26 protein-coding genes are annotated in these 23471 nt (G+C 35.2%); 19 read left to right on the top strand and 7 right to left on the bottom strand.

Annotated features, from left to right (window positions below; all coding sequences use genetic code 11):
- Positions 1-426 precede the first annotated feature (426 nt).
- Positions 427-1938, top strand: a complete 1512-nt coding sequence (gene atpD, locus ES724_RS09150) for a F0F1 ATP synthase subunit beta (RefSeq protein ID WP_026836679.1) — start codon at positions 427-429, stop codon at positions 1936-1938.
- 81 nt (positions 1939-2019) lie between these two features.
- The gene (locus ES724_RS09155) at positions 2020-2307 is read left to right on the top strand and encodes a FoF1 ATP synthase subunit delta/epsilon (RefSeq protein ID WP_146932316.1); all 288 of its coding nucleotides are present in this window, start codon (positions 2020-2022) and stop codon (positions 2305-2307) included.
- A 434-nt stretch (positions 2308-2741) separates the two neighbouring features.
- Here the strand turns inward: ES724_RS09155 and ES724_RS09160 are convergent, their stop codons facing one another.
- From ES724_RS09160 to ES724_RS09175, 4 genes are read right to left on the bottom strand one after another with little or no spacing between them, the layout of a single operon-like run.
- Positions 2742-4514 carry a M61 family metallopeptidase gene (locus ES724_RS09160; RefSeq protein WP_146932318.1) on the bottom strand — a complete coding sequence of 591 codons (1773 nt, stop codon included), beginning with the start codon at positions 4512-4514 and terminating at the stop codon, positions 2742-2744.
- Between the two features lie 51 nt (positions 4515-4565).
- Positions 4566-4775 carry a helix-turn-helix domain-containing protein gene (locus ES724_RS09165; protein WP_146932320.1) on the bottom strand — a complete coding sequence of 70 codons (210 nt, stop codon included), beginning with the start codon at positions 4773-4775 and terminating at the stop codon, positions 4566-4568.
- Positions 4776-4779: 4 nt separating this feature from the next.
- Positions 4780-5304, bottom strand: coding sequence for a DUF2975 domain-containing protein (locus tag ES724_RS17025; protein ID WP_146932322.1), 525 nt, complete (start codon positions 5302-5304; stop codon positions 4780-4782).
- A 10-nt stretch (positions 5305-5314) separates the two neighbouring features.
- Entirely contained in the window at positions 5315-5830 is a 516-nt protein-coding gene (locus ES724_RS09175) for a DUF2975 domain-containing protein (protein ID WP_146932324.1), read from the bottom strand.
- 194 nt (positions 5831-6024) lie between these two features.
- Here ES724_RS09175 and ES724_RS09180 point away from each other — a divergent pair, with 194 nt between their 5' ends.
- From ES724_RS09180 to mnhG, 7 genes are read left to right on the top strand one after another with little or no spacing between them, the layout of a single operon-like run.
- Positions 6025-8331 (top strand): putative monovalent cation/H+ antiporter subunit A, encoded by a 2307-nt coding sequence (locus ES724_RS09180; protein WP_146932326.1) that lies wholly within the window; start codon positions 6025-6027, stop codon positions 8329-8331.
- Positions 8332-8362: 31 nt separating this feature from the next.
- Positions 8363-8776, top strand: a complete 414-nt coding sequence (locus tag ES724_RS09185) for a Na+/H+ antiporter subunit B (RefSeq protein ID WP_146932328.1) — start codon at positions 8363-8365, stop codon at positions 8774-8776.
- Between the two features lie 3 nt (positions 8777-8779).
- Positions 8780-9133: a Na+/H+ antiporter subunit C gene (locus ES724_RS09190; RefSeq protein WP_146932330.1), complete on the top strand. Its 354-nt coding sequence runs from the start codon at positions 8780-8782 to the stop codon at positions 9131-9133.
- A complete protein-coding gene (locus ES724_RS09195) occupies positions 9130-10638 on the top strand; it encodes a proton-conducting transporter transmembrane domain-containing protein (RefSeq protein ID WP_146932332.1) in 1509 nt (502 codons plus the stop codon). Before ES724_RS09190 ends, ES724_RS09195 begins: the two co-directional genes overlap by 4 nt.
- A 13-nt stretch (positions 10639-10651) precedes the next feature.
- A complete protein-coding gene (locus tag ES724_RS09200) occupies positions 10652-11128 on the top strand; it encodes a Na+/H+ antiporter subunit E (protein WP_146932334.1) in 477 nt (158 codons plus the stop codon).
- Entirely contained in the window at positions 11125-11397 is a 273-nt protein-coding gene (locus tag ES724_RS09205) for a cation:proton antiporter (protein WP_026836667.1), read from the top strand. Before ES724_RS09200 ends, ES724_RS09205 begins: the two co-directional genes overlap by 4 nt.
- Positions 11394-11813 (top strand): monovalent cation/H(+) antiporter subunit G, encoded by a 420-nt coding sequence (gene mnhG, locus ES724_RS09210; protein ID WP_146932336.1) that lies wholly within the window; start codon positions 11394-11396, stop codon positions 11811-11813. Before ES724_RS09205 ends, mnhG begins: the two co-directional genes overlap by 4 nt.
- Positions 11814-11942: 129 nt before the next feature.
- Here mnhG and ES724_RS16905 read toward each other — a convergent pair whose 3' ends face one another.
- The gene (locus ES724_RS16905) at positions 11943-12068 is read right to left on the bottom strand and encodes a hypothetical protein (RefSeq protein WP_262712805.1); all 126 of its coding nucleotides are present in this window, start codon (positions 12066-12068) and stop codon (positions 11943-11945) included.
- A 35-nt stretch (positions 12069-12103) separates the two neighbouring features.
- Between ES724_RS16905 and ES724_RS09215 the strand changes: the two genes are divergently transcribed.
- From ES724_RS09215 to ES724_RS09255, 9 genes are all read left to right on the top strand, one after another.
- Positions 12104-13267, top strand: coding sequence for an aminotransferase class I/II-fold pyridoxal phosphate-dependent enzyme (locus ES724_RS09215; RefSeq protein WP_146932338.1), 1164 nt, complete (start codon positions 12104-12106; stop codon positions 13265-13267).
- Positions 13264-13680, top strand: a complete 417-nt coding sequence (locus tag ES724_RS09220) for a putative signal transducing protein (RefSeq protein ID WP_146932340.1) — start codon at positions 13264-13266, stop codon at positions 13678-13680. The genes ES724_RS09215 and ES724_RS09220 overlap by 4 nt, the downstream gene beginning before the upstream one ends.
- A complete protein-coding gene (gene bioD, locus ES724_RS09225; protein ID WP_146932342.1) occupies positions 13673-14296 on the top strand; it encodes a dethiobiotin synthase in 624 nt (207 codons plus the stop codon). Before ES724_RS09220 ends, bioD begins: the two co-directional genes overlap by 8 nt.
- A gap of 26 nt (positions 14297-14322) precedes the next feature.
- Positions 14323-15588: an adenosylmethionine--8-amino-7-oxononanoate transaminase gene (gene bioA / locus ES724_RS09230; RefSeq protein ID WP_146932344.1), complete on the top strand. Its 1266-nt coding sequence runs from the start codon at positions 14323-14325 to the stop codon at positions 15586-15588.
- A gap of 59 nt (positions 15589-15647) precedes the next feature.
- Positions 15648-16241, top strand: coding sequence for an SET domain-containing protein (locus ES724_RS09235; RefSeq protein WP_146932345.1), 594 nt, complete (start codon positions 15648-15650; stop codon positions 16239-16241).
- 86 nt (positions 16242-16327) lie between these two features.
- Complete coding sequence (locus tag ES724_RS09240) at positions 16328-17482, top strand: beta-ketoacyl synthase N-terminal-like domain-containing protein (RefSeq protein ID WP_146932347.1); 1155 nt, start codon at positions 16328-16330, stop codon at positions 17480-17482.
- Positions 17483-17580: 98 nt separating this feature from the next.
- A complete protein-coding gene (bioB, locus tag ES724_RS09245; RefSeq protein WP_146932349.1) occupies positions 17581-18672 on the top strand; it encodes a biotin synthase BioB in 1092 nt (363 codons plus the stop codon).
- 22 nt (positions 18673-18694) lie between these two features.
- Positions 18695-19561 (top strand): cupin-like domain-containing protein, encoded by an 867-nt coding sequence (locus ES724_RS09250; protein ID WP_146932351.1) that lies wholly within the window; start codon positions 18695-18697, stop codon positions 19559-19561.
- On the top strand, positions 19548-20450 hold the full coding sequence (locus ES724_RS09255) for a cupin-like domain-containing protein (RefSeq protein ID WP_246136852.1): 903 nt from the start codon (positions 19548-19550) through the stop codon (positions 20448-20450). The genes ES724_RS09250 and ES724_RS09255 overlap by 14 nt, the downstream gene beginning before the upstream one ends.
- Here the strand turns inward: ES724_RS09255 and ES724_RS09260 are convergent.
- Together ES724_RS09260 and ES724_RS09265 are read right to left on the bottom strand one after the other, a co-directional pair.
- On the bottom strand, positions 20440-20922 hold the full coding sequence (locus ES724_RS09260; protein ID WP_146932353.1) for a regulatory protein RecX: 483 nt from the start codon (positions 20920-20922) through the stop codon (positions 20440-20442). The two genes, ES724_RS09255 and ES724_RS09260, sit on opposite strands and share 11 nt — an antisense overlap.
- Before the next feature lie 10 nt (positions 20923-20932).
- Positions 20933-21349 carry a hypothetical protein gene (locus tag ES724_RS09265; protein ID WP_146932355.1) on the bottom strand — a complete coding sequence of 139 codons (417 nt, stop codon included), beginning with the start codon at positions 21347-21349 and terminating at the stop codon, positions 20933-20935.
- Positions 21350-21503: 154 nt separating this feature from the next.
- Between ES724_RS09265 and ES724_RS09270 the strand changes: the two genes are divergently transcribed.
- The gene (locus ES724_RS09270) at positions 21504-23378 is read left to right on the top strand and encodes a T9SS type B sorting domain-containing protein (RefSeq protein WP_146932357.1); all 1875 of its coding nucleotides are present in this window, start codon (positions 21504-21506) and stop codon (positions 23376-23378) included.
- Positions 23379-23471 lie beyond the last annotated feature (93 nt).

Here is a 23471-nt window from a genome sequence, read left to right on the forward strand (position 1 = left end):
TCAGCAGAATCATTCAACGCAAAAATAAAAGCCTTTAGAGCACAGTTCAGAGGAGTAAAAAATGTAGAATTCTTCCTCTACAGATTAACCACAATTTTTGCATAAACACAACAATTAGTCATGATCCTTTATTTTAATTATTGAATTCTTCATTATCAAAAAAAGCTTTTTAGAACAATATTCTAAAGAGCTTTTTTTACTTAAAACGCATCTGATGTTTAGCTAATTATATGTCTGTAGCTGGTTTTATTATTGTTATAGGCTTCCAATTACATGAAAATTAGAATCTTCAAAAAAAGTTGTGCTTTAGCCTATATGATTTTATAAAGAAAAAACTATATTTGCAGCCTGAAAATAGGTTAAGATAAATTCATTTTTATCCAACATATCTCAAAGATTTCAATATTAAACATAAAGAATTAGATAATGTCTAAAATCACAGGTAAAGTTGCACAAATTATAGGCCCTGTAGTTGATGTAGTTTTCAACGCAGATAACGCTGATTTGCCAAATATTTACGATTCCTTAGAAATTACCAGAAAAGATGGTTCTCTTTTGGTGTTGGAAGTACAGTCCCATATAGGGGAAAATACCGTAAAAACCATTGCCATGGAGTCAACCGATGGATTGAGCCGTGGAGTAGAAGTAGTAGCAACTGGAGCTCCAATTCAAATGCCAATAGGAAAAGAAGTTTATGGGCGTTTATTCAACGTGATCGGGGATCCTATTGATGGATTGGATGTTTTGCCAAAAGCAGGTGATGCTGGTTTGCCAATTCACCGTGATTCTCCAAAATTTGAAGATTTATCTGTTTCTACAGAAGTATTATATACAGGAATTAAAGTAATAGATCTAATCGAGCCTTATGCAAAAGGTGGAAAGATTGGTTTATTTGGTGGAGCCGGAGTAGGTAAAACCGTATTAATTCAAGAATTAATTAACAATATTGCAAAAGGTCATGGTGGACTTTCAGTATTTGCTGGAGTTGGAGAAAGAACTCGTGAAGGAAATGACCTTTTAAGAGAGATGTTGGAGTCTGGTATTATTAAATACGGAGACGAATTCATGCACTCTATGGAAGAAGGTGGATGGGATCTATCTAAAGTAGATAAAGCTGCTTTGAAAGAATCTAAAGCAACTTTCGTATTCGGACAAATGAATGAGCCACCAGGAGCACGTGCACGTGTTGCACTTTCTGGACTTACCATTGCTGAATATTTCCGTGATGGAGCAGGAGAAGGACAAGGGAAAGATGTACTTTTCTTCGTAGATAACATCTTCCGTTTTACACAAGCGGGATCTGAAGTATCTGCACTTCTTGGACGTATGCCATCTGCGGTAGGATACCAACCTACATTGGCAACAGAGATGGGTGCGATGCAAGAGCGTATTACTTCAACAAAAAACGGATCTATAACATCTGTACAAGCGGTTTACGTACCTGCAGATGATTTAACAGATCCAGCACCAGCAACAACATTTGCTCACTTGGATGCTACAACTGTACTTTCTCGTAAAATTGCAGAGCTTGGTATTTATCCTGCGGTAGACCCTTTGGATTCTACTTCAAGAATTCTTACTGCTGAAATATTAGGGGAAGAGCACTATAGATGTGCACAACGAGTAAAAGAGTTGTTACAACGTTATAAAGAATTACAGGATATCATTGCTATTCTTGGAATGGAAGAACTTTCTGAAGAAGATAAGCAAGCGGTATATAGAGCAAGACGTGTACAACGTTTCTTATCTCAGCCATTCCACGTTGCAGAACAGTTTACAGGATTAAAAGGAGTATTGGTAGATATTAAAGAAACCATCAAAGGATTTAACATGATCATGGATGGAGAATTAGATAAATACCCAGAAGCTGCTTTTAACCTTAAAGGTTCTATTGAAGAAGCTATTGAGGCAGGAGATAAAATGTTGGCCGAATCATAAACTAGTATTTAGGTTTGAGATATTAGAATTGAGAGATCATTTTTCTAATTACTTAATACTAACTACTCAATACTAAAAAATATGTATTTAGAAATAGTTACTCCGGAAGCAGTTGTATTTGGTGCAGAAGTAGTCTCGGTAATAGTTCCCGGAATGGATGGGGAATTTCAGATGTTAAATCATCATGCTGCAATTGTTTCACTTCTAGTAGAAGGAGAAGTAAAGATCGATCTAGTTTCGGCCAGTCCTGAAATGCTAAAAAGTTTGCCTTCAGCTTTCAGAAAAGAAGCTAACAATGTACTTTTCTACCCAATTAAAGGTGGGGTGCTTGAAATGAAAGATAATAAAGCGATCGTATTAGCTGATTAATTAGCTATATAATGATATTAGAAAGCCTGTTGAACTTCAACAGGCTTTTTTGTTGCATATAAAGCTCACATTTCGACATGCTCAATGTGACAAAATGTTGTCATCCTGAGCCTGTCAAAGGATCTCAATGAATCAGAATTTGTATTTACAAGAGATTCCTCCTTCGTCGGAATGACAAATAAAAAGAATGTCATCCTGAGCCTGTCGAAGGACCTCAATGAAGCAGAATTTGTATTTACAAGAGATTCCTCCTTCGTCGAAATGACAAATAAAAAGAATGTCATCCTGAGCCTGTCGAAGGATCTCAATGAATCAGAATTTGTATTTACAAGAGATTCCTCCTTCGTCGGAATGACAATTAGTATGGATATCTTTAATCTATCGAAAAGTCTTCCTTTTGATAACAATTTTCTCATAAGCCTGAGTCAGGCTTTTTACTTCCCTGCCAACCAATTCTGTCTGGCAGTAACCGCTTTTTTATCGGCATTCTCATCTATATTGATGCTATAAGTTGGATCTTTAGAAAGTGTAACCTTGGTTTTAGCTTCCTTCTTATCTCTCATATAAATCAAATTCAGTACAGTTTCGGGTTTGCTTTCTTTTATGATCTTCTCCCAATCTTCCATAGAGGAAATAGGGTTTCCATTCACAGTAGTTATTTGATCTCCGCTATTTAATTTCGCATTATAAGCCGGGCTATCAATTTTAGGATTGCTGGTTATTTGTACTAAACTGTCATTAGCTTTCAGTGACGCTCCAAAATATCCTTTATCAACATCTTGAGTCAGCTTTAAACCCACTGTTTTAAATAGCTCAGCATACTTAGGCATTTCGCTTTTATAGATATAATTTCCAAAGAATTCATCTGCAACTGCAGCTCCTGCATATTTAGCAAGGCTTTTATGAAGATCCTCAATAGTATAAGAAACCTCTGTTTTACCATACTTCTTCCAAACTTGTTTCATATAATCATCTAGATTCAAGCCTTTGCTTCTAAGGCTAAGGTCGAGTGCTAATCCAAGTACACTTCCGTAGGAATAATAGGAAATAAACGTGTTTTCTCTATTTACAGGATCTACAGAGGTGGCAGCATCTACAAATGGAGCCTGGTAACTCATTTCTATAGGATTAAAATAAGCTCTGGCTGGGGAATTCCAAACGTAGTTGAAAGTGCCATTTAAGCTCTTGATGTATTCTTCGGCAGTCAAAATATTGGCTCTATGAAGAATTAGATTGGTGTAGTAACTAGTGAAACCTTCAGCAAACCATAAAGATCCAGACATGTTAGCTTCAGAAAAATCGAATGCTTCCAGATCGTAAGGTCTAATTCGCTCAACATTCCATGAATGAAAAAATTCATGGGAAACAGTGCCTATATTCCCTTTCATTCCTCCATCTGCTAAACCTTCGGTATCAGTTAAAATAGTACTGTTTCTATGCTCCATTCCATCTCCTGATGCATTTGGCAGATAACAAGCGATAAATGTGTATTCGTTGTAATCAAAGTCTGGTAATTCTCCAAAAACTTGTTTTTCTTGCTCTACTATTCGCTTTACTTGATCGAAATACTCATCCAATTCCGCATCAGTACCATTGTGATGTAATACAAATCGAATATTCTTTCCGTCCAACTTGAATTCTCTTAAGCTGAAGTCGCTCAACTCGGTTGGGCTATCCATGAAATAGTACATGTCTGTTGCCATATACGTATTTCCTTCGACTGGCTTAAGTTGGGTAGCAACTTTCCAGTTAGAACCTTCTGGAGAATTGAAGGTTATTTCTAAAGGTCTATGCTGAAGTTCTTCTGCATACATAAAAGTTGCAGGCATATTTAAATGAGCATGTGTGTTGTCTATTTGAGAATAGGTGCCGTCTGCCCGATTTCCAAATAAAGTATATTCTACATTCACGGTTCCATCATGGCCAGTTATATTCCAGGAATATGGATCCTTTCTTGTCACTTCCAATTTGTTTCCTTTACTATCTGTAGCCTTGAATCCATATACATTTTTAGCAAATTCATGAATTGCATATCTTCCAGGGGAAGATCTACTCATGGAAACAACAAGTTCATGTGATTTAACATTAGGAAAAGTTGCTTTTATGTTGGCTTCATGATGAACTGCATTATCGAAAGAGATCTCGTAAGTATTGGTTTGGGCGAATGAGACAGCCGAAATAAGTAGTAGAAATAAAAATTTACGCATAGTAATATTTGGTTTTAGGCTCTAAAATAAGGAATAAGCTAATGTCTTTAATTAATCTTCATCGATATATTCCAGAATATCTCCAGGTTGACATTCCAGAACTTTGCAAATGGCTTCTAAAGTGGAGAACCGTACTGCTTTGGCTTTACCTGTTTTGAGTATAGATAGATTGGCGGTGGTAATGTTTATGGCTTCAGCCAGTTCATAGCTTTTCATGCCTCTTCTTTCAAGAACAGTATCTAGGTTTATTATTATGGGCATAATTTTATACTGTTAATTCGTTTTCGTCTCTTAGGTCTTTTGCTTTTTTGAAAATATAACTGAGATAAATAAAAAATAAACCCGTACAAAGAGCCATCAACTTCGAGTCGAAAGAAAATAGATGAATTCCAGTTGATTCACTTTTCTCAAAAACCACGTTTGAAAACACATTAAAAATTGATTTTAGAATTATTAGTAGGATAATCAATTGTCCTAAAAGTTTGAGGCTCAAAATTTGAAAATGACTGAACAGCGGAGAGTCAAATAGTGAAACTACTAATTTTTTGAATACATATAGACTATAGATAAATCCAAGATGTAAAATTATTGATGAAATAATTAACGCGACTATAGCGAATTTCCACTCAAAAAAAGGAACTCCTAATAATTCTGCTAAGAATTTTGATTCAGGAAAAAAGGGTACAAAAAGAATTCCTGTAATATTTAATCCAACAGATATTATTACAATTATAAATATAAAATTCAGAAAGAATTTTAATGGTTGGAGAGGTGTATTGATCGATTTCATTTTCTTCAGTTTAAACAGTTAATTCGTTTTCGTCTTTTAATTTTTTCGCATTTTCAAAAGCCTTGCTCAAAAAAATAAAGAATAAGCCAATGGCAAGTATAAACCAGAAAGAGCCAAAGGAAAAATTTATTTTTATTCCTATCCTTCCTTCTCCCTCAATAATTATTGGGGTAATAAAATTTACTATCCCTTGCAATATTGTAATAAGAATTATAAGCTGGCCAATATTTTTAAGTGATGCAATTTGAAAATGAGTAAACAATCTTCCCTTAAAAAAATTTCGTACTAATTTTCTTAAAATATAAATGGTATATATAAATAATCCAGCAATAATCATTTGAACGGAAATTAAAATAGATGAAGGAGTATCGAAAGTTATAATCTTTGTTCCATTTATATTTAAAGGAGAAAAGTTTTCACCAGTTACTAATTGAATAACAAAAAAGAAAACTGATACAGTTAAACCAATTACTAAGAAATAAAGGCAAATGTCTAGAATGGTTTTCAATAAAATAGGTAGTTTCATAAATTATCGTTTTACGATAACAAACCTAGCATAAAATTATTGATTAACAATAATTAATTTTATGTTTTAGATAATTTTACATGCTAAAAAGCAGAATGAAATTTGTTAAATGATCTTAATTTTATATGGGGCTAGTGTTCCCATTCCTCGATAATATCTATTATATTTGCGTGAAATTGAATTTTTAGTCACCTATGCTATTAGCCATACTTTTAGGTTTTGCCTTTTCTATATTCCTGGTATTTACCGGGAAATTTTTTAAAGGAAGAATTTCCATTCTGGCTGCAGGGATTCCATTGGCACTATTTGTATACTTTGCTCAATTTATTGGGCGAATTTCTGATGGAGAAGTAATTACTCAATTTCACTCCTGGATTCCAGCTTTTGGTGTAAATCTTGGTTTTACCTTAGACGGACTGTCCCTTCTGTTTTCCTTAATGATCACCGGAATCGGATTTCTGGTTTTTGTATATACTTCTGCATATTTAAAGGGTCACAAATATCTGGATAGGTTTTACGGATATCTAAGTATGTTTATGGCCGCGATGCTCGGTCTTGTGCTATCCGATAATCTTATCTCACTTTTTGTTTTTTGGGAACTAACTAGTATCTCGTCATTTTTCCTAATTGGATTTAATAATACGAGTAGGGAATCAAGAAAATCTGCTTTAATAGCCTTAGCAATTACTGGAATTGGAGGTCTTTCTTTATTAGTTGGATCGATATTTTTAGGATCTATTACAGGAACTTATAGCATTGCAGAAATGCTAACAATGAATCCTGAGATAGCTTCTAATCCGTATTATATATTAATAGTGGCACTCATTTTTGGAGCTGCCTTTACAAAATCGGCGCAATTCCCTTTCCATTTCTGGTTACCGGGAGCAATGAAAGCACCAACTCCTGTATCTACATATTTGCACTCTGCAACAATGGTAAAAGCAGGGATCTATCTTCTAATGAGATTAACTCCAGTATTAGGAGATCATGAATTTTGGAATACCACCTTAATTATTGTTGGAGCTATCACTATGGTTTATTCGGCTATTCACACGCTTTTCAGAACAGATCTTAAAGGGGTACTAGCATATTCAACCATTTCGGCATTAGGAATTTTGGTCTTTTTAATTGGTCAAGGTACTGTAGATGCGCTTACTGCGGCAGCGGTATTTATTATTGTACACGCTTTATATAAGGCTACACTTTTCCTAATTACAGGTATCATAGATCACCAAACCGGGACAAGAGATACAACTGTTTTACGCGGACTAAGAAAAGTTTTATTCCCGGTCGCTATCGCTGGATTTTTAGCTGCACTTTCTAGTGCAGGAATACCTCCAACAATTGGATTTATAGGAAAAGAGCTCACTTACGAATCTACTTTTCATTTTGGAAATATGGCCATTCTTTTGACCGGCTTAATTGTGATCACCAAAATATTATTACTTTATGCTGGGTTTGTTGCTGGTATAAAACCATTTACAGGAGCTCTTCCAGAAAGATTTGAAAATACCAAAATGCCTAGTTTTCTAATGTGGCTTCCCCCAGTGATCTTGGCTGTTGGTTGTTTAGTGTTTGGAATTTTTCCTGGACTAATAGAAGGTTCCTTGGTAAAACCGATGGTTAGTTCTATGGGATTGGACGGAAAGGATATTCATTTAAAATTATTTCACGGTTTTAATGTTATTTTATTGCTGAGTGTAATCACTATAGCCTTAGGGACAGTTTTATATTTTACGTTGAAGCCAACAAAAAAACTGGAAGCATGGATAGCTAAATTCGAAAAGTTTTCCCCTCAAACCATCGTAACGAACTCGTGGGCTTTTTTCTTTAAGTTTTCCAATGGCTGGACAAATTTGTTTCAGAATGGATATTTAAGAAATTATGTCGCTACTATAATGGTATTTACTATTGCATTAACAGGCTATTCTTTATTTACTACTGCCAACTACGCTGTAGATTTCAATTCCTTTTCTCCTATTACTTTTTATGAAGCGGCAACTTCACTTGTAATGCTTGTCGCCATTGGATATACAGTATTTACAAGATCAAGACTGGCTGCTGTTGCATCAATGGGTATTATAGGTTATGCCATTTGTATCTTATTCGTAATTTACAGCGCTCCAGATCTAGCAATGACCCAGTTTTCTATAGATACGCTTACGGTGATTCTTTTTGTATTGGTGCTCTATAAATTACCAAAATATCTCAAATTATCAGACTATAAGATGAGGATTCGGGATGGCGTACTTTCACTTGCTTTTGGAACCATTATAACCCTGCTAATTCTAGAAGTTTTAGCAGAACCGGTAAATAAGGAAGTGAGTGACTATTATGCCGCAAATGCATATATCCTAGCACACGGAAAAAATGTAGTGAATGTTATTTTAGTGGATTTTAGAGGAGCGGACACTATGCTTGAAATTTCTGTACTAGCAATTGCAGCGATTGGAGTTTTTGCATTGCTAAAGTTGAGATTGAAAAAATCCGATCAGCGATAATGGGTTATGAAATAGATAAAAAATATTAAAGATGAAAACAATAATTTTAAGAACAGCATCTACTTACCTTTTGCCGCTTTTGCTTATGTTTTCAATATTTATATTGCTAAGGGGTCATTATTCTCCAGGAGGAGGATTTGTAGGCGGTTTGATAGCCTCTATTGCGTTTGTATTACATGCCTTTGCCAGAGGCTTAGATAACACCAAAGAATTGCTTAAAATACACCCAGGATTTTTAATGCCAATAGGTTTAGCATTGGCATTTCTAGCTGGTGTAACCCCAGTGCTGTTTTTCGATCTACCATTTATGACAGGGATATGGTATCCAGGTCAATTACCAGTAATAGGTTCTTTAGGCTCTGCATTGTTTTTTGATCTTGGAGTTTATTTAGTGGTAGTAGGAGTTACTTTAACCATCATATTTACAATCACAGAATCTGCTTAATTCATGGAAGTAATTTTAGCAATATTAATTGGAGTATTATACGCAGCGGGGATCTACATGATTCTACGTAGAAGTCTTGTTAAGCTGATACTTGGAATAATTATTTTGGGAAATGGTGCAAATTTGCTCATATTTTTACTCGGAAGAGTTGTAAAAGGAAGTCCTCCAATTATTCCTGCAGATTCAGATGTATTTCAGTCTGTATATGCAGATCCTGTTCCACAAGCTCTTATCTTAACTGCAATTGTAATTAGTTTTGGATTGCAGTCTTTTGCAATAATTCTGGTTAAAAGAGCTTATAAAGTGGTGAAAACAGACGATTTAGATGAAATGAACGCAATAGATAAAGATTCATGACACAACAGTTAGTATTATACCCACTATTGCTTCAAATGTTTTTAAGCATCGTTTTGATGTTTTGCTGGAGAAAAATTTCTTGGCAACGTGTAATCAGCATTGTTGGTAGCATCATTAATGTTGGGGTTTCTATTTGGTTATTCAGTTATATCTGGGAGAATGGGACACAAATCGTTCTGGCAGGGAATTGGAAACCACCATTCGGGATTATATTTGTAGCAGATACACTTTCGGCTACATTGGTATTGCTAACTGCTATCTCGGGACTGGCAGTGTCCAGTTTTTCTTCGGCTTCGGTAGTTGCTGCTCGATTGAAATTTGGATATTTCCCTATCTTTCACTTTCTGCTCCTAGGATTAAATGGAGCGTTCTTAACAGGTGATATCTTCAACTTATATGTTTGGTTTGAAATTATAATAATTTCCTCTTTTGTTCTTATTACCCTTGGTGGCGAAAAAGCACAATTGGAAGGATCAGTAAAATATTTTACACTTAATATTTTAGCTTCCATGATCTTTCTTACTGCAATTGCAGTATTATATGGTCTTACAGGATCACTAAATATGGCAGATCTTGCCTTAAAAGTTGCTGCCATAGAAAATAGAGGATTAGTGTCTATCACCGCGATATTATTTCTGGTGGCCTTTGGGATTAAAGCAGCTGTGTTCCCCCTTTACTTTTGGCTACCAGATTCCTACCATACCCCACCGTCTGCCGTTGCAGCGATATTTGGAGGTTTGTTAACTAAGGTTGGAGTATATGCCCTAATTAGGGTATTTACCTTAATATTTGTAGGAGATCAATTTATAGAAAACATTATTCTAATTATGGCCGTACTCACGCTGATTAGTGGAGGTCTTGGAGCTTTGGTTAAGAATAATTTAAGGAAAGTATTTTCCTATCTTATCATTTGTCATATTGGATATATGATTGCAGGTTTAGGCTTATTTACTGAAGTGGCCATTGCGGGAACCATATTTTATCTAATCCATGACATCATTGTAAAGACAAATCTTTTTATGGTAAGTGGATTGATATTTAGAATGCGAGGCACTAACAGTATCAGAAATTTAGGAGGATTGTATGCAGATTATCCTAAGTTGAGTTTATTGATTGCAATCCCATTATTCTCATTAGTAGGGATTCCTCCTTTATCTGGGTTCTGGCCAAAAATTTCTTTGATAATTGCTGGATTCCAAGCAGAAAGATGGTGGGTTGTAGGAGCGATCATCTTTGCGAGTTTAATTACACTTATTGTAATTGCAAAGGTTTGGGCAAGTGTTGTTTGGAAAGAAAAGAAAGAATTACCTGTGCGCTTGAATTTTAGATATTTTGATAAATTAATAACGATAAGAAAGGCTCAAATGATTGCGCCTATGATATTTTTATCATTGGTATCTTTGTATATTGGATTTGGAGCAGAGCATATCCAGCAAGTATCTTCTAGAGTTGCTGGCGAGCTGATGGATAATCAGCAATATATTGAAGCGGTATTAGGAAAATAACAAATAATAGATCATGAAGAATAGATTTTTATCCAACATAATATTAATGGGTATTTGGGTAGCTCTTACGGGAGAATTCACCTTTGCCAATTATATATTTGGATTTGCTTTTAGTTTCTTCACCTTGAGGATGATCACCACAGGCTCTGGAAATGCGAAATATTTCAAGATTCTGCCAAAAGTGATTGCTTTTATATTCTTCTTTTTATACGAACTTATTAAGGCTAATTTACAAGTGGCTTATGAGGTAATGACGCCTCACTATAACATGAGTCCGGGGATTGTGAAAATTCCGCTTTCAGCAAAAACAAATGTGGAGATCACACTTCTTGCAAATATGATAACCCTTACTCCTGGAACCCTGAGTTTGGATGTTTCAGACGATCGTAAAGTTTTATATGTACATTCTATGTATATAACTTCAAGAGAGGAATTTATAGATAGTATCAAGAACGGATTTGAAAAACGTATACTAGAGATATTGAGATGACATTACATGAATTTATATTTTACATCGTAATTCCTATTCTATCAATTTCGATGTTGCTTATTCTCTGGAGGTTTTTAAAGGGGCCAAGTATTGTAGATAGGATCATTGCCTTAGATCTTATTATTACAATAGGAATTGGGTTTATTGCTGGGTATAGTATATTAACAAATAGGCCATCTTTTTTAGATGTCGCAATGATATTAGCGCTTATAGCATTTTTGGGTACAGTTGCCTTTTCGTATTATATTCAAAAAAGAAATAAAAAATGACAGATATTTTTGTTGCAATATTTTCATTATCCGGAGCTATCTTCATTCTGTTTGCCAGCATTGGTCTAATAAGAATGCCAGATGCTTATTTAAGGATTTCGGTTACTACAAAAGCTGCTACTTTGGGTATTGGACTATTGCTTTTAGCAGCTACAATCCATTTTCAGGATTTTTCTATTACTACAAGAGTTTTTGCAATTATTCTTTTTATTCTCCTTACTGCTCCCATAAGTGCGCATTTAATTGGGAGGGCCAGTTATTTTTCTGGTGTAAAATTATGGAAACACTCTATTATGAATGATTTGGAAGGGAAATATGATAAAGTCACTCAGGAGTTAAAAAGTGAAGATGTAGAGGAATTAAAGAAGCGTAAAAAAAAGGAAAAGGAATTGATCAAAAAAAAACCTCTTAAATAGATCTATTTTCTGTTCATCTATAGTCCTATTTTCTTCTGAATTAATTTTCGCTCTAAGATCCCGAAAGAATAGGTGTCATAATAATCACTATCAATTCTTTATAAATTTCTGAAATAGCCTTTGCCTCCACTAATTTGTTGCAGATGTAGTAATGCTTTTTAAAGTTCGTTTTTGATGAAGATCAGCACTTGCAACAACTAATAAAGCTGACAATCTTACTAAACCAATACGGATACTAAATTCTAGTAATTCCATATTTTTTAGATTTATGAATGTTGTAATTTAGCGCGATGCATAAATTCCCATTAAAATTAGAGAAAAGCCTTGAAAACAGAAAGCAGCAAAATGCTTTTAGGGAATTGGGTTCTTCCAATAATTTGATAGATTTTGCGTCTAATGATTATTTGGGATTTGCAGGAAATGCTGAATTATTTTCTAAGACTCAGAGAATTCTGGAGGAATATAATATCCTTCAAAATGGAGCCACAGGCTCGAGATTACTCTCTGGGAATCATAAACTATATCCTATTGCCGAAAAGCAGATAGCAGATTTTCATAAAGCCGATGCTGCTTTGATATTTAATTCTGGTTACGATGCTAATATTGGGTTTTTCTCAGCCATTCCTCAAAAAGGAGATTTCATTTTTTACGATGAATTGGCACATGCCTCTATTCGGGATGGAATTAGGATGAGCAATGCGAAAGCTTATAAATTCAATCATAATGATCTTGAAGATCTAAAAAAAAAGCTGAATATAATTACTTCGGAAGCAAATTCTGAAATATATATAGTCACCGAATCAGTGTTTTCTATGAATGGGGATAGTCCAGATCTCAAAGCTTTTGCGAATTTTGCGGAAGAAAGGGATTATCATTTGATAGTAGATGAAGCTCATGCAGTAGGTGTTTCTGGCGAAAAAGGAAAAGGTCTAGTTCAGGATTTAGGATTGGAGAAAAAGGTATTTGCCAGAATTGTAACTTTTGGAAAAGCACTTGGAGTTCATGGCGCTGTAATTTTAGGTAGTGAATTGCTTGAGCAGTATTTAGTGAACTTCTCCAGAAGCTTTATTTACACCACTGCACTTTCCCCACATTCTTTGGCTGCTATTATTGCTTCGTATGAAGGATTAGAGAAATTTGAGTCTGTTGAATTTAATTCAGAATTAAAAATCCTTCAAGAGAACATCCTGTTTTTTAGATCTGAAGTGAACCGACTGAACCTTAAGCAGCATTTTTTAGAAAGCACCTCTGCGATACATGCTTGTATAGTTTCTGGTAATGATGAGGTTAAAAATATTGCAAATCAAATTCAGAATAAAGGTTTCAACGTAAAAGCTATTTTAAGTCCAACAGTCCCGCAGGGTAAGGAAAGACTTCGGTTTTGTTTGCATAGTTACAATTCAAAAGAAGAGATAAAGGATCTTCTTGAACTATTGGCTACTTTTATAAAATGAAAGAAACCTTTTCCAAAATAGCGGTATTTCAATACTCTTCGGAAGCGCAAATAATCAAATCCAGATTAGAGGCAGAAGGAATCGAAGTTTTTTTATATGACCAGTTTACCGTAGACACAGATCCTTTGGTGAGTAATGCGATTGGAGGAGTAAAACTAAAGGTTTGGCAGGAAGATGAAGCTAAAGCGCTAGAGATATTAAACACCATAAGTGAATATTCTTTAGATGATAATGGGCATGAAATTGAATGTCCAGTTTGTGGTAGCCAGAAAGTGGAACTTTTCACCAATGTTAGAGGACTTAAATCTATGTTCTTTTTTCTGTTCTCCTTTTCAACCATAGCCTTACCAATTTATACACGCTACGAATACAGGTGTGAAACCTGTAAACTAAAATTTAATTTAGATGAATAACACTTATTTTATAACCGGTATAGGAACAGATGTTGGTAAAACTATTGCATCGGCCATTATTACGGAATCTTTAAAAGCAGACTACTGGAAGCCAATTCAGGCTGGAGATCTAGAAAATAGTGATTCAATAAAGGTGGAAAAACTCATTTCTAATGAGGAAAGTTTTTTCTATCCTGAAGGAATAAAATTAAAATCAGCTATGAGTCCGCATGCAGCGGCAGAAATAGATGGGGTTAAGCTAATTGCCAAAAAGATAAAGCGTCCAAAAACATCTAAAGACATTGTTATAGAAGGAGCTGGCGGTTTATTAGTTCCAATAAATTCAAAAGAAACGATTGCAGATCTTATTCTGCCTACAGATAAGATCATTCTTGTTTCAAGGCATTATTTAGGAAGTATCAATCATACCCTTCTTAGCATTGAATTTTTAAAAAGTAAAGGGTTAAGCATTGCTGGAATTATTTTTAACGGAGATGAAAATAAAAGCACAGAAAAAGTGATCTTGGAAATGACAGGTGTTAAGTTTATTGGAAGAATAGAAAATGAACCTTATTTTGATCGAAATGTAATCAAGGAATATGCTGCTATTTTTCAAGAAAATTTGAAGACTCTTTAAAAACATATATCCCTAAGTATTAAGAAATGACATTATCTGAAAGAGACAAAAAACACCTTTGGCATCCTTTAACTCAGCATAAAACCTCACCAGATACTCTTGCAATCGTGAAGGCGAAGGGAGTGAAACTTTGGGATGAGAGCGGGAAAGAATATATAGACGGAATTTCCAGTTGGTATACCTCTATGTACGGGCATTGTAATCCTTATATTACAAGTAAAGTTGCTGAACAAATGCAGAAACTAGATCAGGTTGTATTTAGTGGATTTACACATGAACCAGCAATCCAACTTTCTGAAGAGCTAATCAAGATCTTGCCTTCAAATCAAGAAAAGTTATTTTTTAGCGATAATGGTTCTACTTCTACTGAAATTGGGATCAAAATGGCCTTGCAATACCATTTCAATTTAGGGAACGAGAGAAAAGTAATGTTAGCTTTTGAAGAAGGCTTTCATGGAGACACATTTGGCGCCATGTCAGTTTCTGGGCTTTCAGTTTATAACGGCGCTTTCGAAGATCATTTTTTGGAGGTGGTTCGTATTCCTACTCCCAATGGTGAAAATAACCCCAAAGTTCTTCAAAGTTTAGAGAATTTGATAAAAGAGAATGCAATTGCAGGATTTATATATGAGCCTCTTGTGCAAGGTGCCGCTGGTATGAAAATGCATGATGCAGATGGATTGAATGCGATCTTAAGAACTTGCAGAGAAAATGGGATTATAATCGTTGCAGATGAGGTAATGACCGGTTTTGGGAAAACCGGAAAGAATTTCGCTTCAGAATATATGGAAGAGCAACCAGATATCATTTGCATGTCTAAAGCGCTTACTGCGGGATTGCTCCCGATGGCTATTACTTCATGTTCCATGAAAATTTTTAATGCCTTTTATGACAATGATATTGCAAAAGGTTTGTTCCATGGCCATACTTATACAGCAAATCCATTGGCATGTACTGCTGCCTTGGCAGGAATAGAATTATTGAATTCAGAAGAAATTCAGCAAAACATACAGAAAGTGATCCATTCACATTCTGGTTTTTTAGAAGAGATAAAAGATCATCCAAAAGTTACAAATCCACGGCAATTAGGGGTTATTCTCGCTTTTGAACTTAATGTGGAAATGGAGCGCTATGGCAACTTAAGAAATAAGCTCTTTCAGCATTTTATGGGGAATGGAGTGTTTTTGAGACCACTTGGCAATACCATATATATCTTAGCGCCCTATGTGATCTCGCAAGAAGAATTACAAAAAGTGTACGATTCCATCCTTTCGGCATTGGAGATATTTTAACTAATTTTGAAATTTACATGCGATAATAATAGTTAAATTCGGTTAGTTATAATTGTTATATGATACATCCAGATACAGAAGTTCGATTTATTAGTGAAGAGATTGGTTACGGAATTGTAGCCACTAAATTTATTCCTGAAGGCACTATCACGTGGGTTCAAGATGAATTAGATCAAGTTTATACTCCTGAACAAGTAGCTGAAATGTTACCGTTTACCCAAGAGATGATAGATAAATTCACTTTTAGAAATAATAAAGGAAACTATGTGCTGTGCTGGGATACGGCAAAATATGTGAATCATAGCTTTAATTCCAATTGTCTTTCTACGGCTTACGATTTTGAAATTGCCATTCGGGATATACAACCCGGAGAAGAATTAACGGACGATTACGGATATTTAAATGTTACCGAAGCATTTAAAGCTAAAGATGAAGGCACTTCCAGAACTACCGTATATCCAGATGATCTCTTGAATTTTCATAAGGAATGGGATGTTAAATTGGCAAATTCTTTCAAAAGGCTGAATCAAATTCCACAAGCTTTAGAAAGCTTGTTACCGCAAACAACCCAAACAACTGTAAAGCAAATACTGAGGGGAGAAAAAAAGTTAGATTCTATATTGAAGCTTTATTATTCTGAAAAAGTAAAGTAATATCTGCTTAATTTTTCCGTCAAGTTTAAGAGAATAAACATATATAAATCTTTTGAAGACCTTATTTTTGCTGAAAATTATACCAATTGAAAAATCCTGTTTATATTAATTCCATCGCTTCCATATCTCCGCTAGGAACTACAAGGGAAGAAATTTGGAATAACTACAAGACCAATCAGCATTTTATTGAACAGCATGATTTTTCTGGCAGTGAAGCATTCGCAGCGAGCTTAACCAGAAAGCAAAAAGCAGAAGTAGAGAATTTAAGAAATTCTGAATCCAGATTCAAAGGTCTGGATAATTCAGTCTTATATTCCATTTTTTCAGCCAGAGCAGCATTTAAAGAAGCTGGATGGGAAAAAGCTGATTCTATCGGGATAAATATTGGAAGCTCTCGAGGTGCAACTCAGCTTTTTGAAAAACATCACAAAGAATTTATAGAAAAAGGAAAAGTTGGAGTCTTGGCTTCCCCAAGTACAACATTAGGGAATATTTCCTCATGGGTGGCTCAAGACCTTAGAACTACTGGCCCGGACATTTCACACAGCGTAACCTGTTCTACCGGCTTACATGCGGTTTTAAATGGCGTGGTTTGGCTTCAGTCTGGTTTTGCTGATAAGTTTGTCGTTGGAGGGAGTGAGGCCGCTTTGACCCCGTTTACAATTGCGCAGATGAAAGCGATGAAGATCTACGCTACAAAAGATCTAAAATATCCTTGCCAAGCTTTAAACATGGAAAAAAAGCATAATTCTATGGTGTTGGGAGAAGCGGCAGGAGTGGCTTGTATTTCCAAAAACTCTGAAAATAGCATCGCCAAGATCTCAGGAATTGGGTATGCTACAGAAGAATTGAAACATTCGGTTTCTATTTCTGCCAATGGAACATGTTTTCAGAAATCTATGAAAATGGCAATTGGTGATTTAGCAATGAGTGACATTGATGCTGTGGTTATGCATGCGCCAGGAACTATTAAAGGAGATGAAGCAGAAGTAAATGCGATAAAAGCAATTTTCGGGAACGAACTTCCGGCATTAACTTCTAATAAATGGAAGATAGGTCATACTTTTGGGGCCTCCGGGATCTTGAGTATGGAGTTGGCTATTTTAATGCTTCAGCATAATGAATTTATACCGGTTCCATTTTCATCAACAAGTAAAGCCCCGAAAAAGCTAGACAATATACTCGTTAATGCTGTTGGTTTTGGAGGTAATGCTGTTTCCATTTTAATAAGTAAAAATTAATATATTCTGGCTTCTGGCTAGTTTCAACATAAAAACTTTTACAACTAAATATCCAAGAAAGCTTAGTTTTAGCTATTTTTGAATTCAAATACAATTTCATGACAATCAAACACGACTGGACCAAGGAAGAAATTCTTGAAATATATAACAAACCTTTTATGGATCTTCTTTACGAAGCATCATCTATACATAGGGAAAATCACGATCCAAATGTAGTTCAGGTTTCTACATTACTTTCTATAAAAACAGGAGGATGTCCAGAAGATTGTGGGTATTGCCCGCAGGCTGCAAGATATCATACAGATATTGAAGGGAACGATCTTATGAGTGTGAACCAAGTGAAAGCGCAAGCTTTGCGAGCGAAAGCATCAGGTAGTTCCAGGGTTTGTATGGGGGCAGCTTGGAGAAATGTAAAGGATGGTGAAGAATTTGATTCGGTTTTGGAAATGGTAAGAACCATTAATAAACTGGATATGGAGGTGTGTTGTACTTTGGGTATGATCACAGAAAATCAAGCACAGCGTTTGGCTGAAGCTGGTTTGTATGCTTATAATCATAATTTAGATTCTTCAGAAGAATATTATAAAGAAGTTATTTCTACCAGAGGCTATCAAGATAGATTGGATACCATTGGAAATGTTAGAAAAACCAATGTTACTGTTTGTAGTGGTGGGATTATTGGAATGGGAGAGTCTAACGACGATCGTGCAGGAATGTTAGTTGCTTTGGCAACTTTGAGTCCGCAGCCCGAATCTGTGCCAATAAATGCCTTGGTTCCTGTAGAAGGAACACCGCTAGAAGAACAGGCGCCAGTTTCTATCTGGGACATGGTAAGAATGGTCGCTACCACCAGAATTGTAATGCCAGAGACTCAAGTAAGGCTTTCTGCAGGAAGAACTGAAATGAGTAGAGAAGGGCAGGCAATGTGTTTCTTTGCGGGTGCTAACTCTATTTTTGCAGGAGATAAATTGCTAACTACTCCAAACCCAGATGTGGGAGAAGACATGGAAATGTTTAAAGCTTTAGGGCTTCATCCACAAAAACCTTTTGTGAAGAAATCTAAACCGGAAAGTGTGGAAGCAACCGAATCTAAGTTTCTGAATTTAGGCGAAAAACCTAAATGGTCTAGACCTAGTCATAAAATTGAAAGAAACCTAGAGGCTCAAAAAAAATCTAAAACCAGTTTATAATATCGTTTAATTGCTTTAAAATGTGCAGCTTAACTTAAAACCCATACCACGCGTTAATGCGATAGATAAAGAAACTTTTTTAAAGGAGTATTTTGACCCGCAGCAACCTGTGGTCATGGAAAATTTAAGCGCAGATTGGACAGCAAAAGCAAAATGGGATTTTGAATATTTTAGAAAAAAAGCTGGAGAGATCGTGGTGCCACTTTATGACGGTACTCCTGCCAAAGGAAAGGAAAAGAGTCATAAACCCGCTATGAGGGTTAAAATGTCTGAATATATAGATATTTTAAAATCGGGACCTACAGATCTTCGAATGTTCTTCTTTAATTTACTTCAGAATTGTCCAGATTTATTAAAAGATTTTAAGTATCCGGAAATTGGCGTGAAGTTCTTCAAAAAACTTCCCGTATTATTTGTTGGAGGTGAGGGTGCAAAGGTGTTGATGCATTACGATATGGATCTTGCGAATAATTTTCATTTCAATTTCGCTGGTACCAAGAAGTTTATTCTTTATCCGCCTTCAGAAACAAAATATCTTTATAAGGTTCCTTATTCTATTGTAAGCATGGAGTCGATAGATATGGATAGTCCAGATTTTGAAAAGTATCCTGCCTTGGCAAAGGCTAAAGGATTTGAAGTGGTTTTAGAGCATGGAGATACTTTATTTATTCCAAGTAAGTGGTGGCACTTTGTAAAATATGAAACCCCTTGCTTATCTTTAACCCTTCGTTCGTTACCAACAAAACCAACGAAAATTTTAGAGGTTTTAAATAATGTAATTTTTATTAGAAATTACGACAACCTTATGCGGAAATTTAAAGGCCAGAAATGGATAGATTATAAAAACAGACTTGCCGTAAATAGTACGCATAGAAATGCAGGAATTTGATGATGAAAGGATGAAAGAAAGATTGCAATTAGCTGAAATCCCTAGGATAAAGAATATTTCTAAGGCCGATTTTATAAAGCATTATGTAAATCCACAGAAACCTGTGGTGATCGAACATTTAGTCGAAGATTGGCCAGCATACAAAAAATGGAGTTTAGAATATATTGCTGAGATTGCTGGAGATAAAATAGTGCCTTTGTATGATGATAGGCCAATCAGCTCTGAGTTCAAATTTAATGAGCCACATTTAAAGATGAAGATGAGCGAGTATATCGCGTTGTTAAAATCTAAACCTACCAATTACAGGATCTTTTTGTATCATTTAATGAAAGAGGTTCCTGTGCTTCAGAATGATTTTAAATTCCCGGATATGGGACTACGATTTTTAAAACAACTACCAACCTTGTTTTTTGGAGGGGAGAACTCGAAGGTGTTCATGCATTATGATATAGATTTTGCAAATATTCTCCATTTCCATTTTCATGGAAAAAAGCAGTGTATCCTTTATCCGCCTTCACAAAGTAAATATCTCTATAAAGTACCGCATGCCTTGATTTCCAGAGAAGATATAGATTTTACAGATCCAGATTTCGAAAAGTTTCCAGCTTTAAAGGAAGCTCAGGGATATATTACTAATCTTAATCATGGAGAAGCTTTGTATATGCCTGAAGGCTATTGGCACCAGATGACATATCTAACTCCTGGGTTTTCAATGAGCCTAAGAGCAACTTCTAGAAACATCACCAATTTTTCAAAAGCAGTATACAACCTTGCATTTATGCGCTATTTTGATAATTATATGCGCAAATTAAGAGGTCAGAAGTGGATTGATTATAAGAACGAGCAGGCCATTATCAAGACTCACAAAAAGAACAATATTAAAACTTAAATTCTTCCAGAACTTCTATAATTATGGGAAATTCGTAGCCTTTTTGGTGTAAAAAAGAGATCAATTTTTGTTTCTTTTTATAGGAATTTGCCTCTTTAATAAGTGGAAGTTTCTTTTCTGCCAGATCATTTAAAGTTGAATAATATTCTGAAGGATCTATCTCTGTAAATCCCAGTTTTATAAGTGGCGTGGAGATCTCCCGCTTTTTTAATTCTTGTTTTATCTTGATTCTCCCCCATTTTTTGATGCGGAATTTCCCTCTAACAAAACTACGGGCAAAACGCTCTTCATTTAAAAAATTTTCTCGCATTAGCTGAATGGTGATCTTCTCACAAGCTTCAGGGATCATTCTCATTTCGCGTAGCTTTTCCTGCACTTCCTTTTGAGATCTATCTCTATAGGCACAAAACTGCATTAGTTTTATAGTAGCTTCTTTTACTGTATAGGATTTCTCTGAGGCATTGGCTTTCATAAAAAAGACTTTAATTAATTCGGGATGCTTTTAGATCTAGTTTATTAAGCTTTTTTGTCCAGTCAGGACCATCTAGGTCATTTTCCTTTAAGTCCAGAAGATATTTTTCGGTCTTAGTTTTTATTGGTTGGTAGGCTTCAAGAAGTAACTGATCTACGTCCATTATAACTCCATGCTGCAAACTCCCATCTGCAAATATCCTATAAATAACTCCTTCGTGCTTATTTGAAGGTGTATTATTCACAATTTTTTGAATACTGGGAATTACTTTTTCATTTGAAGTTTTGTATTCTTCAATATAAACATTCTTTTCTGCATCTATCAAAATGTTTATGATCAAGGGCTTGTGAGCTATATTTTTATTCTGGGCATATCCTGAGAAAGATATCATTATTAGAAAAAGCAGAAAATATTTATAAGTTTTCATTAAGCACGATTTATCAGGAAAGATATGAAAACAATAACTTGTCTAAAATGGATAGATTTTTTTACTTAAAGTTACTCTAGAAGACTATAAATGAAGGAAAATCTTAAATAATATTATTTATTACTAAAGCTCTTTAATTGCCTTATATTTGAAAATGATTAGGTTGTTTTTTCTTGCTTTCTTCTTTGTTGTTAAGTCTTCTTTTGCACAGTTAGGATTTTGTGAGGGCAGTAAGGGCGACCCCATTTTTCAGGAGGACTTTGGAAGTGGAGCCGGTTATGGTACCGCATTGGCAACGGGAATCACCAGTTATAATTTTGTAACTCAAGACCCGCAAGATGGAGAATATACGGTGTCTGATATTGTTGGTCGTCAAATTACTTCGTGGCATTCTTATTTCCCGAACACAACACTTTCAGGAGGAAGAGCTTTAATAGTTAATGCAGGTTTTACTTCAGGACAATTTTATAAGACTAATATTTCAGGGCTTTGTGAAAATACTACCTACGAGTTTTCGGCTTATCTTATGAATATTTATAATTCTACAAGTGGTGCTTGTCCTAATGGCGATATTCCTGTTAATGTAAAGTTCCAAATTTGGGATGAAACCGATACTCAACTTTTGAAAGAAGGAAGTACTGCAGCTATCCCTGCTTCCTCCACTCCTGAATGGGAACAATTTGCATTAACTTTCAAGAGCGAAGCCGGACAGAACAATGTTATTTTAAAGATTTTTAATAATGGAGATGGCGGCTGCGGAAATGATCTTGCCATAGACGATATAATATTTAGATCCTGCGGAGATCTTACAAGTATCGATACAGATGGAGCTACAAATACGGGAATAACGATTTGTGAAGAAGATGCTCCTGTCACTAAAACTTTAGTGGCAACCCCAGATAATAGCGTGTATCAAACTCATGCCTACCAATGGCAGCAAAGCGCAAATGGGGAAGATTGGGTGAATATTGCTGGTGCTACGCAAAGTGAATTTACTATTGGTATGCTTTCTAGCTCTAATTATTATAGGATCAAGGTGGCAGAAGATGTTGTTAATTTGAATAACAATCTTTGTAGTTCTTTCTCTGAAGCTTTTTTTATTGAAATCTTAAAAGAACCAGATACACCAATTAGTGAAGGTGATAAATTTATTTGCGAGGGAGAAGTTATTCCGCGAATAACAGTTGTTAATGCAGAAAATGTAAGAATAAATTGGTACAGTGCAGCAGTTGATGGGGTATTATTAAAGGAAGATTCTTTTAGTTATCAGCCAGAGGAAGCCGGTGTTTTCTATGCGGAAGCAGAAAATGCGGATTATGATTGTAATGCAAGTGCAAGAACACCAATTAGAGTGGTAATAAATGATGTGCCGGTTCTGGAAGATGAAGAGCTTCAACTTTGTCCAGATTCTGCATTAGTATTAGATACAAAGCTTTCAGGCTATACATACATTTGGTCTACAGGAGAAAGCACCCAATCTATAAACGTTTCTCAATCTGGCACTTATTCTGTTGAGGTTGTTACAGATCAAGCTTGTTCTTCAACTAAAATTTTTGCAGTTGTTCCTGTGGATAACGCTTCAATAGGAAGCGTTAAATCTGATGAAAATACTGTAATAATTACTCCGGCCAATACTGGAATTTTTGAATATTCTTTAGATGGTATCAACTTTCAGAGTTCAAATGTATTTTTAAATGTTCCCAGTGGAGTATACACCGCATATATGCGTGATCTAAGCGCGTGTAAAACTGTTTTGCTACAATTCCCTCATATTGTTGTCTCCAAGATGATCTCTCCAAATGGAGATGGGTATAACGATTCCTTTAAATTGAAAGGTCTGGAGTTTTTTCCTTCTTCAGAAATAATGATTTTTGATAGATATGGGAAATTATTGAAATCTGGGAATGGAGTTAACTTTTCCTGGAATGGATCTTTTAATGGTACAAATTTGCCCGCTTCAGATTATTGGTATCATATTAAAATTGAAGGCTATGCTACTCTAAAAGGTCATTTTTCATTAATGAGATGATTGATTCAGAAAATCTTATACATAAAAAAACCGCCTATCATTTATTTGATAGGCGGTTTTCAAAATTTTATTCTAAAACTATACTTTAATAGA

It is taken from the genome of Gillisia hiemivivida (assembly GCF_007997295.1).
In the GTDB taxonomy this organism is placed as follows: Bacteria; Bacteroidota; Bacteroidia; order Flavobacteriales; family Flavobacteriaceae; genus Gillisia; species Gillisia hiemivivida.